The sequence below is a fragment of the Paenibacillus sp. JT31N11 genome (genome assembly GCF_056269285.1).
The window spans coordinates 218,892-233,408 of record NZ_JBWDNQ010000008.1 but is presented as its reverse complement, the minus strand read 5'-3'; the positions used below and the strand labels follow the sequence as shown (position 1 = coordinate 233,408).

Below are 14,517 nucleotides of genomic sequence, written 5' to 3'. Positions count from 1 at the left end.
ATATAAAGCTGCTGCAATCATATTAAGCTCCCGATAAATCCCTTGCATGAGGGATTTATTGGTTTATTCTACTCCACATGAACGGCAAGCCAGCCGGAGCAGACCAAGGATGGATCAGATCAACTTCAAGTCAAAGGATGCGCCGCAGCAAAGATGAGGAAGGAGGAGAGGCGATGATGGCGGCAGATGAAGAATATGCGATGGAGCCGCCCTTGGTCTGGCAGCCGGCGAATGCCGCCGAAGCCTGCAGGCTCAAGCTGAAATACGGAGGTGAGGCCGTCTACGCGGCAGGCACAACGCTGCTTCGCACCCAGTGGGAATCGGGGCAGGCCAAGGCTCCGAAGCATTTGATTGATTTGGGCGCTGTAAGCGGCATAAGAGGTATCTCCATTCACTCCGATTCCATTGTAATTGGCGCATGCACCACCTTGTCTGCTGTTCGCCGAAATCCGATTCTGGCTGAAACCTTTCACCTGCTGCAGGATGCGGCTTGCGTCATTGCGGCGCCTTCGATCCGCAACCTGGCCACAATCGGCGGAAATATCGTGTCAGCGATTGGCGATTCTCTTCCTGCCCTTCTTGTATATGGAGCCGAGCTGATCTGGCATGACGGCTGCAGGCTGATTACGGAGCCGCTTGCAGAGTGGCTGAATCAGCGGTCAACAACCGGAAGCGGCAGAATGGGCAGTTTGCTGCTTCAGGTCAAGCTGCCCTATATCCGGGAGATAGCATTTCCATCCGGTGTGCTTCCGCAAAATTACTTTTATGCCTATGAGAAAGTGGGGCGGAGGGAGAGCTTTACGCCATCTTTGGTAACAACGGCGTTAACCGGAGCCATGGATGGAAGCTGCCGGCTGTCAGATGTCCGCATTGCCGCTGGCGGGGGACAGATGGTCCCTGTCCGTCTGCATGCGGCTGAAACGCTGCTGGAGGGCAGATCTGTCGATGAGGAGCTTATTGGCGGCCTTTATGAGCAGATTCTTATTGAATATCAGCCGATTGGCGATGCCTTTGCATCCGCTGCATACCGCAAGCAAACGGCTGCCAATCTCATTGCGGCAAGGATCTGGCGCAGCTGGAATAGTAACGGCGATACCCGATATATGTGATGTACTCCGTTGTGATCTGCCTGACAACCGATTCCAAAACAGAGGCGGTGGAGAATATGCTGTTAAACCGCAAGGCCAGCGGCAAGCGCTGGCGGGTAAGACCGGACGGTCCGGGCAAGGTCACAGGCAAGCTCGCCTACCTGACGGATATGACCGCTGAGGGAATGCTGGTTGGCCGTATATTGCGGAGCCCCCATCCCCATGCAAGGATCATTGAAATACGCGTGGATAAAGCCAAACAGCTGCGCGGCGTTCATGCGGTGCTTGCAAGCGGGGATGTCCCGGGGCTGAATGCTTTCGGCATTGCCGTTCAGGACCAGCCCGTCTTCTGTACGGACCGGGTCCGGTACGTTGGGGATGCCGTCGCAGCGGTCGCAGCGGAAACGGCAGAGCTGGCAGAGCTGGCGCTGCAATTGATTGAGGTCGATTACGAGGTGCTGCCGGTTATCGGGGATCCCGTTCAGGCGCTCCAGGAGGAAACGCCGCTGCTCCATGCCCATGGCAATGTGCTTCATCGAACCGGTTACAGTCATGGCGATATTGCAACCGGATTTGCCGAATGCCGCCATATCGTGGAGGAAACTTATACAACGCCAAGGCAGATGCATACCTATATGGAAACGGAAGGCGGTCTGTTTGTTCCTGACGAGAATGGCCGTCTGATTGTATATGCGCCAACGCAGCATGGTTTTCTTGACCGGCTGCAGCTGGCGCGCATCACCGCACTGCCGGAGAGCGGGATTCGCGTCATATCGAGTCCTATCGGCGGCTCCTTCGGCGGCAAAGACGAGCTGAATGTACAGCCGTATGGCGCCCTTCTGGCACTGGCTGCGAAGCGTCCGGTCCGTATTCACAACTCCCGCGGGGAATCGGTGCGGGCCGGACTCAAACGCCACCCCATGACCATCCATATGAAGACAGGGATCGATGGGAACGGCCGGATTATGGCGCATGAGGTTCAAATAACGGCGGATACCGGCCCTTATGCGACACTTGGAGCTGAGGTGCTGAATTTCGCTACCGAGCATGTGCTTGGCCCCTACCGCTATGAGCATACGGATATTCAAAGCATATCCGTTTATACCAATAACGGGATGTCCGGAGAATTCCGCGGCTTCGGAGGAAATCAGGCGGTCTTCGCGCTGGAGGGTCAGCTGGACCGGCTGGCTCTGGCCGCGGGCATGGATCCCTGGAAGCTGCGCCGCATAAATTTGCGTGAGCCTGCTGACCCGGGTCCCTTCGGCCAGCCGATTGCCGTAACGGACGGAGCACGCCAGGCATGGGAAGCTATGGCGGAAGCGCCGATCTGGAGGGATAGGCATTCCGCCGAGAAGCAGGAGACGGAGCGCAGCCGGGAGCCTTGGCTGCATACCGGAGTGGGAGCGGCTTACCTTATGCATGGCTCGGGTCTTGGCGTGGGCATCCCGGATTTTGCTGGAGGAAGGCTCACCCTTGCGGGAGACGGGCGGATCGAGGCTGCCTTCGGCTATGAAGAGTTCGGGCAGGGGCTGCTTGCCACACTTGAGCTGATGCTGATCGAGCAGTTCGGATTCTCCCCTGGCGACCTGAGGCTGATCATTGGCGATACCGATCATGTGCCGCGGAGCGGCTCCAGCACCGCATCGCGGGCGACGAGCATGATGTGGAAATCGCTGCGCAACCTGCAGCCGCTCTTCACGGGCAAGCTGCTGGAGGCGGCGGGTCAGGCGCTCGGGCTGCCGTCCGATCAGCTGGCACTCGGTCCCGGCGGCATTTATGCCAAGGCGAATGAGCGGGAGTGTACGGGCGGAGCCGCTTCGGATGCGGCAGGCTTCGGTGTGGTATCAACTGAGCCTTTGCCTCAACCAGCACCTCCAGAGCTGCTCCTCACCTATAAAGAACTTGCCCTGACTGCGGGTGAACCTCTCACAGCGGAGACCGGTTTTCATTTTCCGACATCTTCGTTCGGCAGGGTGGGAGCGCATTTCATCTATTCCTATGGCGCAGTGGCGGTGAAGGTGGAGGTTAACACACTGACCGGAAGGGTGCGGGTCCTTGATCAATTTCATGCCGTTGCAGCCGGTCCCGTAATGAATCCGCAGGGTTATCTGGGCCAGATTGAAGGCGGGAGCAGCATGGCGCTTGGTTATACCCTCTCCGAAAACTCGCTGATGGATCAGGGGCAATATCTCGCGAAGAATCTCGATACGTACCTCATCCCGACGATGGCCGATATGCGCGGGGGCATTGAAGTGCTGCCGATTGAGGAGCTTCCTGAAGGAGACGAGTACGGACCAAGGGGCATTGGCGAGATAGGCACGGTAGGTTTGGCTCCGGCGATTACGGCAGCCGTCCATGACGCTGTCGGCAGATGGATCACCAGACTGCCGATCGATCCGTCCGAGCTGCAGGAGCGCCCTTCCTTTGCGCGGAAGGCGGTGAGCGGCAGATGAGCGGCCAGTCGTGGAGGGAAACGGTACCGCAGGCCGGACCGTCGCTGAACTGTACGATCAATGAGGAGCAGGTCGAGCTTAAGGTCGATCCGTCCAAAAGGCTCTTGTCCGTGCTCAGGGAGGATCTGCAGCTGACCGGGACCAAGCGCTCCTGCGAGATTGGACGCTGCGGGGCCTGCATGGTCCTGATGGACGGCAATCCGGTGAATGCCTGCCTGACTATGGCATATCAGTGTTCGGGAAAGCAAATCACGACAATCGAAGGCCTGGACCGCGGCGGACTGCACCCCGTGCAGCAGGCTTTTCTGGAGGAAGGCGGCTATCAATGCGGATATTGCACGCCGGGCATGATTGTTTCGGTGACCGCGCTGCTCACAGACAATCCATCGCCGACGGCGGCGGAAGTGGAAGAGGCATTATCGGGCAATCTTTGCAGATGCACCGGCTACGGCGGCATCCTCAGAGCCGTTCAGCGCGCGATTGATATGGGAAGGGGAGAATGATAATGGCGGAAGAATACAGAGATTATCATAGCGCTCTATTGCGCAGAAGTATGGAAATTTCAAGTCAGGCCATAACCAAAGGCAGCACAGCCTTCGGCGCACTTCTGGCAGGTAAGGATGGAGTAGCGCCGCTTGGACGGGTCAATGTTGAGATTAGCGTCTCAAGCTGCACAGGTCATGCCGTTCATGAAGGTTGCCGGTCATGACAATCTCCCTCTGGCAGTTAAATACTTTCAGTCGTGAGCTGTTCGTGCGCAGGCTTGGCGATATTTTCGAGAATTCCCCATGGGTGGCCGAGGCGGCATGGAGAAACAGGCCGTTCTATACGGTAAGAGAGCTTCATGACGCGATGATGCAGGCCGTACACGGCTCCTCGTCCCGCAAGAAGCTGGCGCTGATCCAGGCGCATCCCGATCTTGCGACGAGGCTGCAGGTAAGCGTGCATTCGGTCAAGGAGCAGCAGGGGGCAGGCTTGAATCAGCTGTCTGAAGGAGAGCATGACGCATTCGCCGAATTAAACGGCAAATATGTTGAAAAATACGGATTTCCTTATATTCTGGCGGTCCGCGGGAAGGCAAAGGAGGAGATTCTTGCGGATATGAATGCGAGGATGAAGAACACCGAGGAAGAAGAGCGGACCAAGGCCTTAGGGGAAATCGCCCAGATTGCCTGGTTTCGTCTGAATGATCTGATCGAGGAAAATGCGAAATAACAGGTCTCCAACATCAAGGAAAGGGGATGACATGCATGATGAAAACAAGCAGTGGCCGCACGCTTTATTACGGAAAAGGCGACGTGATGGCATACCGCACCTATGCCAAACCGCTGACTGTCTCCGCCATTCCCGAGTCCGCCCATAGAGGCGATTCCAATGTCATCTTCGCTCATCATATTACATTTGCCGTGAGCAGCGATCTTTTGCTCGGTTCTTTTATCGAAGGAGATAATACATGGGTTGTTGCGACAGATTCGATGAAAAATTTCATCCTTCGCCATGCCGGTGATTATGAAGGCGCGACTACCGAAGGATTTATCGCTTATCTGGGCCGCCGGTTTCTGGAGAAATACACGCACATCACCATGGTCGAGATTGCGGCGGACCGGATTCCTTTCGAAACGCTGCAGGTAAACGGCGAAGCGGGTTTTGAAGACAGCGGGCTGGTGTACAGGCGGTCGCATAATGAACATGCCGGCGCCAAGCTTGAGCTTGCCCGGTCCAATCCTGGCGTTCAGATCATGGAGGGCTGGAGCAGCTTGTCCGATCTGCAGCTGATCAAAGTGAGCGGGAGCTCCTTTTTTGGTTTTATCCGGGATGAATATACGACGCTGCCGGATAGCTACGATCGGCCTTTATTTGTATTTCTCAATATCCATTGGCGGTATACCCATATTAACGATGCGCTCGACGCCGGAGAAGGGCGCTATATCTCCGCTTCACAGGTAAGCGATATTGCCCATCACGTTTTTCATGAATATAAGACGCCTTCGATCCAATATCTGATTGTGCAGATCGGACTAAGGCTGCTGAAGCGGTTCCCGCAGCTGGCTGAGATCAGATTCGAGTCCAACAACCGTACCTGGGAGACGGTGGTTGAGCCGGATCCGCAATCCAAAGCTGGCGTATTTACTGAGGCCCGGCCGCCGTTTGGATTTCAGGGCTTCTCCATGACCCAGGAGGATTTGGCGGATGAGGGAGAGGGGAAGGCTCTGCCCGGCGGCGAAGAGGATGGAACGGCAGGCCGTCCTGCCGACGGCGCAATGGGGACTGAAGAATGAGCGGCGGGTTGACAACGCATGTGCTGGATATTTCACGAGGATTGCCCGCATCGGGTATGCGTATCCAATTGTGGTCGCTTCAAGAGGGCAGCGAACCTGTGCTGATTAAGATTGTGGAGACAAATGCGGATGGCCGCCTGGAAGCCCCGCTGCTTGCCGCGTGCGACCTGGCGGTTGGCGAATACCAGCTGGTGTTTGAGGCTGGAGATTATTTTGCAAGCCGTGAGCCGGGGCGGGAGCAAAACGAGACGTTTCTGGATCAGATTCCGGTACGCTTCCGGGTACACGAGGCAGGTTCGCCGATTCATGTTCCGCTTCTGGTCGCTCCCGGGGGATACAGCATATACCGGGGCAGTTAACCGTTTCGGGGAACCGGCTTGTTGAAGCAATTGCAGCGTCGTTACGGGGTTTCTTGACCTGTAAGAATTTCAACTGCCGGCTTTATCAGGACTGGACATTCCTTCAATCCGGATGTTAGAGTAATGCTGACCGGATGGAGGGAATGAAGATTATGAACAATGAACAAGAGATGAAGGTGCACCCTTTTTACGGGCACACCGAGCAAGCCTACGGGCTGCTACCGGCTGCTGAAGCAAGCCTGAGACAGCTGCAGCTTGCATTTGAACAGGCCAATGAGGATTTTTTGGCAATTGAGTTGAAGACGATGGCAGCCAGATTGCAGGAAATACGTCAGCTGCTGGCTGAAGGGCCGCAGGGCTGATGGGAAGAGCATGGTACAGCTTGCTGTCAGCCAATTTTGCTTATGGGATTTCTATGAATAGTGAGGAGGCCTGCATGCGCCAAGCAAGGCTTTTTTTCACCTTATAGAATGTATAAGTTTGTCTGAAAGCAGCACGTCAATTGGTGTCACATTATCCGCAGCTTCATACAATGGTACAAATGACCAGTGTGAAAAAACGATTTTTTCAAATTCGAGTGATGTTGACGCATTGATAAAGCGGTATGACAATAGACAAGGAGAACCTGTATGCAAATTATTATGCCGCCCTTTACTTTGGAAACGGCAACTGCAAAAGTCCGCAAGGCGGAAGATGACTGGAACACCCGTAATCCGCAGCTGGTGGCAATGGACTACACCGAAGACAGCCGCTGGCGGAACCGGGCCGAATTCCCTGCGGGCCGAACAGAGATCATAGCCTTTCTGACGAGAAAGTGGAATAAAGAGCTGGATTACCGGCTGATCAAGGAGCTTTGGTCATTCAACGGCAACCGGATCGCAGTACGCTTCGCATATGAATGGCATGACGATAGCGGCCAATGGTTCCGGTCCTACGGGAATGAGAACTGGGAGTTTAATGCGAATGGCTTGAATAAGCGCCGTTACGCATCAATCAATGATATGCCTATCAGCAAGGATGAACGAAAGTATCACTGGCCATTGGGGCGGCGACCGGATAACTATCCCGGTCTCTCCGAGCTTGGTCTATAGTTCTCGCTATGACAATTGCACAGCGTAGACTCTTTAATCTAAACGAGTGAAGACGTTTTCGGGTGAAATCATCCGGGTAACGTCTTTTTCATTCTCAGCAAAGCAGCAAAGCCTTACAGGAGAAAGGAAGCAGTATTTTAATGGAGATGGACCAGGCTGTGTGTGCGCAGCTGGCCTATGTTCTTTTTCTTTATGGATGGGATTGATAAATCATTGAATTTTTGTAAAAATAGAAAGGGCGTGCAAGTGCAAGGAAGGGGAACCATGATGCAGAAGCCTTTTATACGCAATCATCAATTTAATGTCATTAACAATGAGGCCGCCTATCTCGGCCGGACAATCCGTACAAGTTCTGATGCCTCTGTCATTGAGGCGGTCAAATATAGCGTGGAAACCAAAATACTGGCCGCGTTCCCGGAGCTGACCGATACTCAGAAGGAACTGCTGCTGTTCATCATCAAGCTCCGGACGGAACAGGAGTTTCAAGATTATCTGGACGCTCTGGCGGCTTACCGCATCTCATTTCCGGAGGTCACGGAGAAGCTGGTCCGGGAGCTTTTTCCCAAAAACAAGAAGGTCAGGCTGCCGGATCCTTCGCTTCAGCATGATTATTCCTATACCTATTTCGGATGGCCCGATATCGGGACGAGCCGGATGTATCTGATTTATGAGCATCAAGGTGAAATGATCGGCGTTGAAGGGAAATACTCGCTGAACAGCAGGAAGGATCTATGCTGCATATGCAAGGGTTTTGGAGAAGTGGCGCTGGTTACGGCGATTTCCCGAAAAAAAGTCTCAGGCTCTCCCGAGTATTACAAGGCTATCGGGAATTATATGTGTTTCAAAAGCCATGAATGCAACAGCCGCATCACGGATCCAAGCGGCTTGGAGCGTTTTATCCTGGATGTGAATGCGAAGTAGCACGCTTTAGTCCGGGATTGCCCCAGCAAGCGCCTGAAGAACATTGCGCAGCGAATCGGATGTTGCGGCATCGGTTATTTCGCCTGCTGCGTTCAGCTTAATTGTAATCATCGGAATGGTCATCGAAGCATTCTCTACTACCTTGGCGCTCATCATATTCAGCGTCAGCAGGAGGGAAGCAAAGGCTTTGTCTCCGCCAAGCGGGTTGGGGGAAGCGCTGATAACGGATACCGGCTTGTCCATAAACTCTCCGGAGGACACGATCCAGTCTAGCGCATTCTTCAGCGATCCCGGCACTCCGGCTGCATATTCCGGGGTACAGATGATCACGCCATCCGCCTGCTTCAACCGCTCTCGCAGTTCGGCTACAGCAGGATGAGGGGTGTCGGTATCGATCTCGGGATTGAAATGAGGCAGGCTGTCGAGCCCTTCGTAGAAAGTAAAATGCATTCCGGAAGGCGCTAATGCGGCTGCTGCCTGCAGCAGTCTGGTATTGGAGGATTGGGCGCGAAGGCTGCCTGATATCGCTAATATGTTCATGGATCGTTGGCTCATCTCGTATTCCTTCTTTCTCGATATGATGTGTTTATTATCATACCTTCCCTAACCCGGGCTCGTCTATAATAGACGTGAATCCTTGATTGGCCAAGCCCGATGTTATAAACAGTGCCATTTTCTTAATGATTTCTTAAGCTTTTTTTAGGAGTCTCTTTAGTTTCTTTGGTTATGCTAGTACGAGATAACCGATAGACAACCGGGAGGCTTTTTTTATATGAAAACATTGCTGTATGTATTCTATGGAGGAAAATCTGTTGAACATGAGATCTCATTGAAAACAGCCTATACCGTTATGCAGGCGATTGATGAAAGTAAATTTGATCTTTACCCCATATATATAACGCGGGAAGGCTGCTGGTGCAGCCAAGGGAAGCTCACCGGCAAAGATTTTGCAATCAGCGATTTGGTTCTCGAAGCTGCCGAGGAAGAGCCGGCTGGATCGATTGGCAGCATTCTGACCCGTTTATTCACGGTGCAAGGCAAAAAAGTCGTGCTGCCCATGCTGCATGGCGCAAATGGCGAGGATGGCACGATCCAGGGACTGCTGGAGCTGCTGAATGTGCCCTATGTCGGCAACGGTGTGCTCGCGTCCGCTTTAACGCTTGATAAGGCTGTCACCAAGGAGGTGCTGGCTGCGGCGGGCCTTCCTCAGGCGGATTATCTGACTTTCCCGCACATGAAGTGGATAGAGGACCAGGGAAGCATATTGAGCCGGGTCGAGGAGGAAATCGGATTTCCCTGCTATATCAAGCCTGCCTCTTTGGGCTCCAGCATTGGCATCACCAGATGTCTGGACAAGGAGCGGCTGACAGATGCCATTGAGGAAGCTTACCGTTACGACCGTAAAATCGTCGTGGAGAAGGAGGTGCGGGGAAGAGAAATTCAAGTGGCGGTAATGGGTAATGAACGCCCGCTGGTTTCTGTCCCTGGCGAGTTCCTTCAGGATAAAGCCTTCTTCGACTATGATGCGAAATATATTGACGGCCGTCTGACGATGTCCATTCCCGCTGACATTCCGGACGCTCTGGCCGGGCAGCTCCGGCAGGCGGCAGAGCTTGCCTATCGGGCGTTGAACTGCTCGGGACTGGCGCGCGTGGATTTCTTCATCGATGATGCGGGAAGACTGTATGTGAATGAGATTAATGCGCTTCCGGGATTTACAGCCTTCAGCATGTACCCGGTTATGTGGGAGCGGACTGATGGAACCACCTACTCGGAGCTGATAGAGAAGCTGATCGATTATGCCTTCAACCGCCATGCGGAAAAACAATTGATACAGTATTCAAGGGAGTGATTTGAAGATGATACAAAAAACGATTCAGCAACTATCTGTTATGGTACGGGCGATAAACAGCATTCCACAGGAGCAGGCGGCTGCCGAAATTCGGGGAGTTTCCATTGACACGCGCACGCTGCAGCAGGGTAATCTCTACATCCCGATTGCGGGCGAGCGCTTCAATGGACATGAATTTGCCCGGCAGGCGATTGAAGCTGGCGCGGCAGCAATGCTCTGGAACAAGTCTGAGCCCAATCCGCCGATTGACGGGATTCCTGTGCTGCTGGTGACTGATACGCTTACGGCGATTCAGGCGCTTGCCAGGGAATACCGGATGCAGCTGCCGGTGAAGGTGATCGCGATAACGGGCAGCAACGGCAAAACGTCAACGAAGGATATTCTTGCAGGCTGTCTTTCAAAGTCGTTCAAAACGCAGAAAACGTCCGGCAATTTGAACAATCATCTGGGTGTGCCCCTTACACTGCTGGAGCTGAATGAGGATACCGAGATGGCTGTCGTGGAAATGGGCATGTCCGGACTTGGCGAAATCGCGCTGCTGTCCTCCCTGGCTCTTCCGGATATAGCGATTATTACGAATATCGGTGATGCTCATCTGGGCGATTTGGGCAGCAAAGAGAATATCCTGAAGGCGAAGCTGGAAATCCTTCATGGCTTGAAACGGGATGGAATCCTCTATTACAACGGCGATGATCCTATGCTTCGGACGGGATTGGGTGCGCAGGAATGGCCTTTTGATCTCAAGACTTTCGGGATGGAAGCTCACAATGACTATCACCCCGTCTGCCATGAGATGAATTTGGAGGGAACGAGCTTCAAAATTGCCCAGGACTTGTTAATGTCATTAACTATCCCGTTAATAGGACATTTCCAGCTGGTGAATGCTCTCGCCGCGATTGCGGTCGCATCCAATCTTGGCATGGACCCGGGAACGGTGAAAGCGGGACTTGCCGAGGCCAAGCTGACAGGAATGCGCAATGAGGTCGTTCGCACCGATCATTTCACCATTATCAACGACACGTATAAATCCAATCCCGCAAGCGCAGCTGCAGCCCTGCAGACGTTATATACCCTTCCGGGCAGCCGGCAAAAAATAGCCGTCCTGGGCGATATGCAGGATATGGGCGAGCAGGCAGTTTCGCTGCATGAGGAGCTTGGCTCACTGGCCGACGCGGAGCAGCTGGACTATTTATTCACGTTTGGTCCCTTATCGGAACACACTGCCCGCAGCGCCCTTAAGAGGATGAATGCAGGCCATGTATTTCACTATACGAACAAGCAGGAGATGGTCCGTCATATTAAAACCATCCTCAAGCAGGATGCCTTGATCTGGATTAAAGCTTCCAGGGCGCTGAAGCTGGAGGACGTTGTTTCAAGTTTATTGAAGGATCAGGTTCTGAAAGCTGGCTGAAGGCAGGGGGAGGGGTAAGCCATGATAACAACTGTCGCATCGGAGATATACCGGAACACGTGGGCAGAAGTAAACTTATCGGCCATCGGGGACAATCTGCGCACAATCAAAAAGCGCCTGCCTGCATCCGCCAAGCTGATGGCTGTCGTGAAAGCGGACGGGTACGGTCACGGCGCTTTGGAAACGGCTAAAATAGCGGTAAGGTCCGGAGCCGATACATTGGGAGTTGCTTATTTGAGCGAAGCATTGAAGCTCAGGAAGCAGGGCATCGAGCTGCCGATTCTCATTCTGACGCCGATCAAGCCGCAGGAGGTTCCAATCGCGATTGAATACGATCTTATGGTGACCGTTACGTCGGCAGCATGGTTCAAAGAAATGAGGCGGGTATGTATGCATACCTTCTATCCTTTCTCGCTCAAGGTTCATGTCAAAATGGACACAGGTCTTGGCCGGCTCGGAATCCGGGAGAAACCGGAATGGGAGGAAATGCTCCCTTGGCTGCGCGCATCCGACATCATCGTGGACGGGGTGTTTACCCATTTCGCCACTGCAGGCGGCGCCGATACCGGTTACTTGAGGACACAATTTGACCGTTTTCGGGAGATGATAGCCTGGGTCGCAAGCTCGCAGGTTCATGTGAATGTCTTCCATTGCGCGAACAGCGCTGCGGCGCTGCGCTTTCCGGAGATGGCTATGGATATGGTGCGGATCGGAGCGGCCATGTATGGCTTTGGCCCCCGGACAGCAGCGGGCGCTGTGAAGCTGGATGCCGCATTAAGCCTGTACAGCAGCCTGATCCAGGTGAAACGGCTGAAGAAAGGCGGGTATGTGGGCTACGACCAGGCATACCGGGCAGGCATGGATGAGTGGGTGGGAACGGTTCCGATCGGTTACGCCGACGGATGGTCGCAAAGCCTGCGGCATTCACCAATGATCGTTGACGGACATAGAGTACCGGTAATCGGCAAGATCGGGATGGATCAGATAATGATTCGTCTGCCCCGGGAATATGCGGTAGGCACGAAGGTTACGCTAATCGGTGAGAATGGCCGCGAGCGCATCACCTGTGAGGAGTTGGCTGCCAATCTGGGAGGTGCGGGGCAGGAGATATCGGCTGCGTTGACAACCAGAGTGACCCGCATTTATATCGATTAGGATCATACAGGAACAAGTGGGACGGAGAATAACTGGTTGTTAGAAAGCTTCTTTTTGACGGGGAGCTTTCTTTTTGCTGCGATTATTAGCCAGAGGATAAGCAAGATGCCGGTTCAAGTCTATAATTTAATGACATTAATAATTTATGGTATAAATTTATATGCTATCAGAGAAAAGCAGGATACTTGAAGTGCCTGCTTTTTCTTCGACAGCTATATGGTGGTTTGCTCACTCGGCGAATGTTTCGCCCCTGGCAGCCAGGGCGCCGCGGAGCTGACCCAGCGTCTTGGGCCCCATGCCGTGCAGCAAGAGCAGATCTGACTCGCGGAGCTTGCTTAGCTGCTCAAGCCGCAAATACCCGGCCGCAATGAGCGCCCGTCGTGCAGGTTTGGCTAAACCATCGGGAAGATTGCTTTCCAGTCCAGTTTCGCTGTTCATATCTTTCTCCATCCTGGTATCCCCCTTTCTTTGTTGGGTAGATTAATTCCCTATTATTAATGGAATACTCCGTTTTATTGCCTTTATCGTAGCATATTACCAATCAGGTTTAGAAGTAAACTATCCATAAAATTCCATTTATGATTCCGCGCTAACCGCCCCGGCAGGATTCGGCTTCCGTGCGCCGGCCTTTGCTTCATCGGCGCGGCTTTGACGATAAAGCGCGAAAGTGCATATCGCAGCAAGAATACCACCTGCGAGTATAGGGATCGAATTATTATTGATCAATACGATAATATCTATTATTATAATAGCAACAGACTATAATCAGGGAATGAGGAGAGATCAAGTGGAACTGAGACAGCTGGAATATTTCCGGGCGCTTTGCAAGGAGCTGCATTTCTCCAAAGCAGCGGAGTCTATTGGCATCTCCCAGCCTACGTTAAGCCAGCAGATCAAGGTGCTGGAAGAAGAGATGGAGCTCCCATTATTTGACCGGCTTGGCAAGCGGATTGCGATCACGGAAGCAGGGCAGGTGCTGTACGAGCAGTGCGAGGAAATTTTTCAGCGTATCGAGTATGTGAAGGATTATTTTTCTGAAATGCGTACCCAGGAACGAGGCAGGCTGAGGGTCGGTGTCATTCCGGGGGCGGTTGATCTGCTGCTCGGTCAGATGGTAGCCGATTATCACAGCGCCTATCCTGAGGTATCGCTTGCGATTCTTGGTTCCACGCGGGTGGTCGATCAGGTGCTGCAATCGGAAGCCGATCTGGGTATAGCCATGCGCCCGGATCCTGACGAGCGCTTGATGGCCGTGCCGCTGTATGAAGATGAAATGATTCTCGCAGTCGCGGCTGATCATCCTTATGCCGTTCATGATATCCTTGGCTTTGAGGACATCAAGAATATGAAGACGGTCATGCTCACGAGCGATCACCAGTGCCGGCAGCTTGTGAACGAGCACTGCCGTAAGCTGGGATTCCAGCTGATGCCGCATATCGAGACGTCCAATTCCTCTTCCCTGATCAAGCTGATCCGCAGCGGTGTGGGCGCTTCGATTGTATCCCGCGTGCCCATGGAAATCCTCGGCCTGAGCGACATTAAGCTGATACCGCTTTCCGGTCCCAGGCCGCAGGAGGAAATTTGCCTGATTTACCGCAAGGACAAATTCATCGGCAACGCAGGGCGCAGCTTCATCCGTATGCTGAACGATACGGTGAAAACCAAATGGGTACAGGCTCCCGCTGCAGCTCCGGTGCCTCTGATCAAGGCTAATCACCTGGTCGGACTGCCGCATAAGCAGACTGTCATGCATGAACGTCCCCGCTGATTTTCCGGGGCAGTTGGAAGATGTTTCTGCATGCGCAAAGGATTAATGTAGCGGACTACATGCCGGGAAAGCACAATTTGATTTGCGGAATAAATCTATCTTCGTGATATAGTGAGATACCCCTCGCGCATTCTTCTATC

The 14,517-nt window shown here is 53.4% G+C and carries 16 protein-coding genes; 14 read left to right on the top strand and 2 right to left on the bottom strand.

What is annotated here, in order from left to right:
* Positions 1-173 precede the first annotated feature (173 nt).
* The 10 genes from AC0YNV_RS25405 to AC0YNV_RS25360 all read left to right on the top strand — a co-directional run bounded on the left by AC0YNV_RS25405 (position 174) and on the right by AC0YNV_RS25360 (position 8,191).
* Complete coding sequence (locus AC0YNV_RS25405; protein WP_475770528.1) at positions 174-1,109, top strand: FAD binding domain-containing protein; 936 nt, start codon at positions 174-176, stop codon at positions 1,107-1,109.
* A 56-nt stretch (positions 1,110-1,165) separates the two neighbouring features.
* A complete protein-coding gene (gene pucD, locus AC0YNV_RS25400; protein ID WP_475770655.1) occupies positions 1,166-3,541 on the top strand; it encodes a xanthine dehydrogenase subunit D in 2,376 nt (791 codons plus the stop codon).
* A complete protein-coding gene (locus tag AC0YNV_RS25395; protein WP_475770527.1) occupies positions 3,538-4,044 on the top strand; it encodes a (2Fe-2S)-binding protein in 507 nt (168 codons plus the stop codon). Before pucD ends, AC0YNV_RS25395 begins: the two co-directional genes overlap by 4 nt.
* A gap of 2 nt (positions 4,045-4,046) precedes the next feature.
* A complete protein-coding gene (locus tag AC0YNV_RS25390; protein ID WP_475770526.1) occupies positions 4,047-4,250 on the top strand; it encodes a hypothetical protein in 204 nt (67 codons plus the stop codon).
* Positions 4,247-4,756 carry a 2-oxo-4-hydroxy-4-carboxy-5-ureidoimidazoline decarboxylase gene (gene uraD / locus AC0YNV_RS25385; protein WP_475770525.1) on the top strand — a complete coding sequence of 170 codons (510 nt, stop codon included), beginning with the start codon at positions 4,247-4,249 and terminating at the stop codon, positions 4,754-4,756. Before AC0YNV_RS25390 ends, uraD begins: the two co-directional genes overlap by 4 nt.
* 35 nt (positions 4,757-4,791) lie before the next feature.
* On the top strand, positions 4,792-5,820 hold the full coding sequence (pucL, locus tag AC0YNV_RS25380) for a factor-independent urate hydroxylase (protein ID WP_475770524.1): 1,029 nt from the start codon (positions 4,792-4,794) through the stop codon (positions 5,818-5,820).
* Positions 5,817-6,179: a hydroxyisourate hydrolase gene (gene uraH, locus AC0YNV_RS25375; protein ID WP_475770523.1), complete on the top strand. Its 363-nt coding sequence runs from the start codon at positions 5,817-5,819 to the stop codon at positions 6,177-6,179. The genes pucL and uraH overlap by 4 nt, the downstream gene beginning before the upstream one ends.
* Positions 6,180-6,331: 152 nt before the next feature.
* Positions 6,332-6,541 (top strand): hypothetical protein, encoded by a 210-nt coding sequence (locus tag AC0YNV_RS25370; RefSeq protein ID WP_475770522.1) that lies wholly within the window; start codon positions 6,332-6,334, stop codon positions 6,539-6,541.
* A 267-nt stretch (positions 6,542-6,808) separates the two neighbouring features.
* On the top strand, positions 6,809-7,270 hold the full coding sequence (locus AC0YNV_RS25365; RefSeq protein ID WP_475770521.1) for a nuclear transport factor 2 family protein: 462 nt from the start codon (positions 6,809-6,811) through the stop codon (positions 7,268-7,270).
* A gap of 264 nt (positions 7,271-7,534) precedes the next feature.
* Positions 7,535-8,191: a FusB/FusC family EF-G-binding protein gene (locus AC0YNV_RS25360; RefSeq protein ID WP_475770520.1), complete on the top strand. Its 657-nt coding sequence runs from the start codon at positions 7,535-7,537 to the stop codon at positions 8,189-8,191.
* A 6-nt stretch (positions 8,192-8,197) separates the two neighbouring features.
* Here AC0YNV_RS25360 and AC0YNV_RS25355 read toward each other — a convergent pair whose 3' ends face one another.
* Entirely contained in the window at positions 8,198-8,746 is a 549-nt protein-coding gene (locus tag AC0YNV_RS25355; RefSeq protein ID WP_475770519.1) for an NADPH-dependent FMN reductase, read from the bottom strand.
* A 217-nt stretch (positions 8,747-8,963) separates the two neighbouring features.
* On the opposite strand from AC0YNV_RS25355, the gene AC0YNV_RS25350 reads away from it, so the two are divergent.
* The 3 genes from AC0YNV_RS25350 to alr are packed head-to-tail and all read left to right on the top strand — an operon-like array spanning position 8,964 to position 12,609.
* Positions 8,964-10,043, top strand: a complete 1,080-nt coding sequence (locus tag AC0YNV_RS25350; protein ID WP_475770518.1) for a D-alanine--D-alanine ligase family protein — start codon at positions 8,964-8,966, stop codon at positions 10,041-10,043.
* 7 nt (positions 10,044-10,050) lie between these two features.
* Positions 10,051-11,454 carry a UDP-N-acetylmuramoyl-tripeptide--D-alanyl-D-alanine ligase gene (locus tag AC0YNV_RS25345; RefSeq protein ID WP_475770517.1) on the top strand — a complete coding sequence of 468 codons (1,404 nt, stop codon included), beginning with the start codon at positions 10,051-10,053 and terminating at the stop codon, positions 11,452-11,454.
* A gap of 21 nt (positions 11,455-11,475) precedes the next feature.
* Positions 11,476-12,609 (top strand): alanine racemase, encoded by a 1,134-nt coding sequence (gene alr, locus AC0YNV_RS25340; RefSeq protein WP_475770516.1) that lies wholly within the window; start codon positions 11,476-11,478, stop codon positions 12,607-12,609.
* Between the two features lie 228 nt (positions 12,610-12,837).
* Here alr and AC0YNV_RS25335 read toward each other — a convergent pair whose 3' ends face one another.
* Positions 12,838-13,047, bottom strand: a complete 210-nt coding sequence (locus AC0YNV_RS25335) for a helix-hairpin-helix domain-containing protein (RefSeq protein ID WP_475770515.1) — start codon at positions 13,045-13,047, stop codon at positions 12,838-12,840.
* Between the two features lie 349 nt (positions 13,048-13,396).
* Here AC0YNV_RS25335 and AC0YNV_RS25330 point away from each other — a divergent pair, with 349 nt between their 5' ends.
* Complete coding sequence (locus tag AC0YNV_RS25330; RefSeq protein ID WP_475770514.1) at positions 13,397-14,377, top strand: LysR family transcriptional regulator; 981 nt, start codon at positions 13,397-13,399, stop codon at positions 14,375-14,377.
* Positions 14,378-14,517: the final 140 nt, after the last annotated feature.

Excerpts from the sequence above, each read along its gene's own strand:
- AC0YNV_RS25405 (WP_475770528.1), top strand. The coding sequence starts at position 174 with ATGATGGCGGCAGATGAAGAATATGCGATGGAGCCGCCCTTGGTCTGG.
- pucD (WP_475770655.1), top strand. The coding sequence starts at position 1,166 with ATGCTGTTAAACCGCAAGGCCAGCGGCAAGCGCTGGCGGGTAAGACCG.
- AC0YNV_RS25395 (WP_475770527.1), top strand. The coding sequence starts at position 3,538 with ATGAGCGGCCAGTCGTGGAGGGAAACGGTACCGCAGGCCGGACCGTCG.
- AC0YNV_RS25390 (WP_475770526.1), top strand. The coding sequence starts at position 4,047 with ATGGCGGAAGAATACAGAGATTATCATAGCGCTCTATTGCGCAGAAGT.
- uraD (WP_475770525.1), top strand. The coding sequence starts at position 4,247 with ATGACAATCTCCCTCTGGCAGTTAAATACTTTCAGTCGTGAGCTGTTC.
- pucL (WP_475770524.1), top strand. The coding sequence starts at position 4,792 with ATGATGAAAACAAGCAGTGGCCGCACGCTTTATTACGGAAAAGGCGAC.
- uraH (WP_475770523.1), top strand. The coding sequence starts at position 5,817 with ATGAGCGGCGGGTTGACAACGCATGTGCTGGATATTTCACGAGGATTG.
- AC0YNV_RS25370 (WP_475770522.1), top strand. The coding sequence starts at position 6,332 with ATGAACAATGAACAAGAGATGAAGGTGCACCCTTTTTACGGGCACACC.
- AC0YNV_RS25365 (WP_475770521.1), top strand. The coding sequence starts at position 6,809 with ATGCAAATTATTATGCCGCCCTTTACTTTGGAAACGGCAACTGCAAAA.
- AC0YNV_RS25360 (WP_475770520.1), top strand. The coding sequence starts at position 7,535 with ATGATGCAGAAGCCTTTTATACGCAATCATCAATTTAATGTCATTAAC.
- AC0YNV_RS25355 (WP_475770519.1), bottom strand. The coding sequence starts at position 8,746 with ATGAGCCAACGATCCATGAACATATTAGCGATATCAGGCAGCCTTCGC.
- AC0YNV_RS25350 (WP_475770518.1), top strand. The coding sequence starts at position 8,964 with ATGAAAACATTGCTGTATGTATTCTATGGAGGAAAATCTGTTGAACAT.
- AC0YNV_RS25345 (WP_475770517.1), top strand. The coding sequence starts at position 10,051 with ATGATACAAAAAACGATTCAGCAACTATCTGTTATGGTACGGGCGATA.
- alr (WP_475770516.1), top strand. The coding sequence starts at position 11,476 with ATGATAACAACTGTCGCATCGGAGATATACCGGAACACGTGGGCAGAA.
- AC0YNV_RS25335 (WP_475770515.1), bottom strand. The coding sequence starts at position 13,047 with ATGAACAGCGAAACTGGACTGGAAAGCAATCTTCCCGATGGTTTAGCC.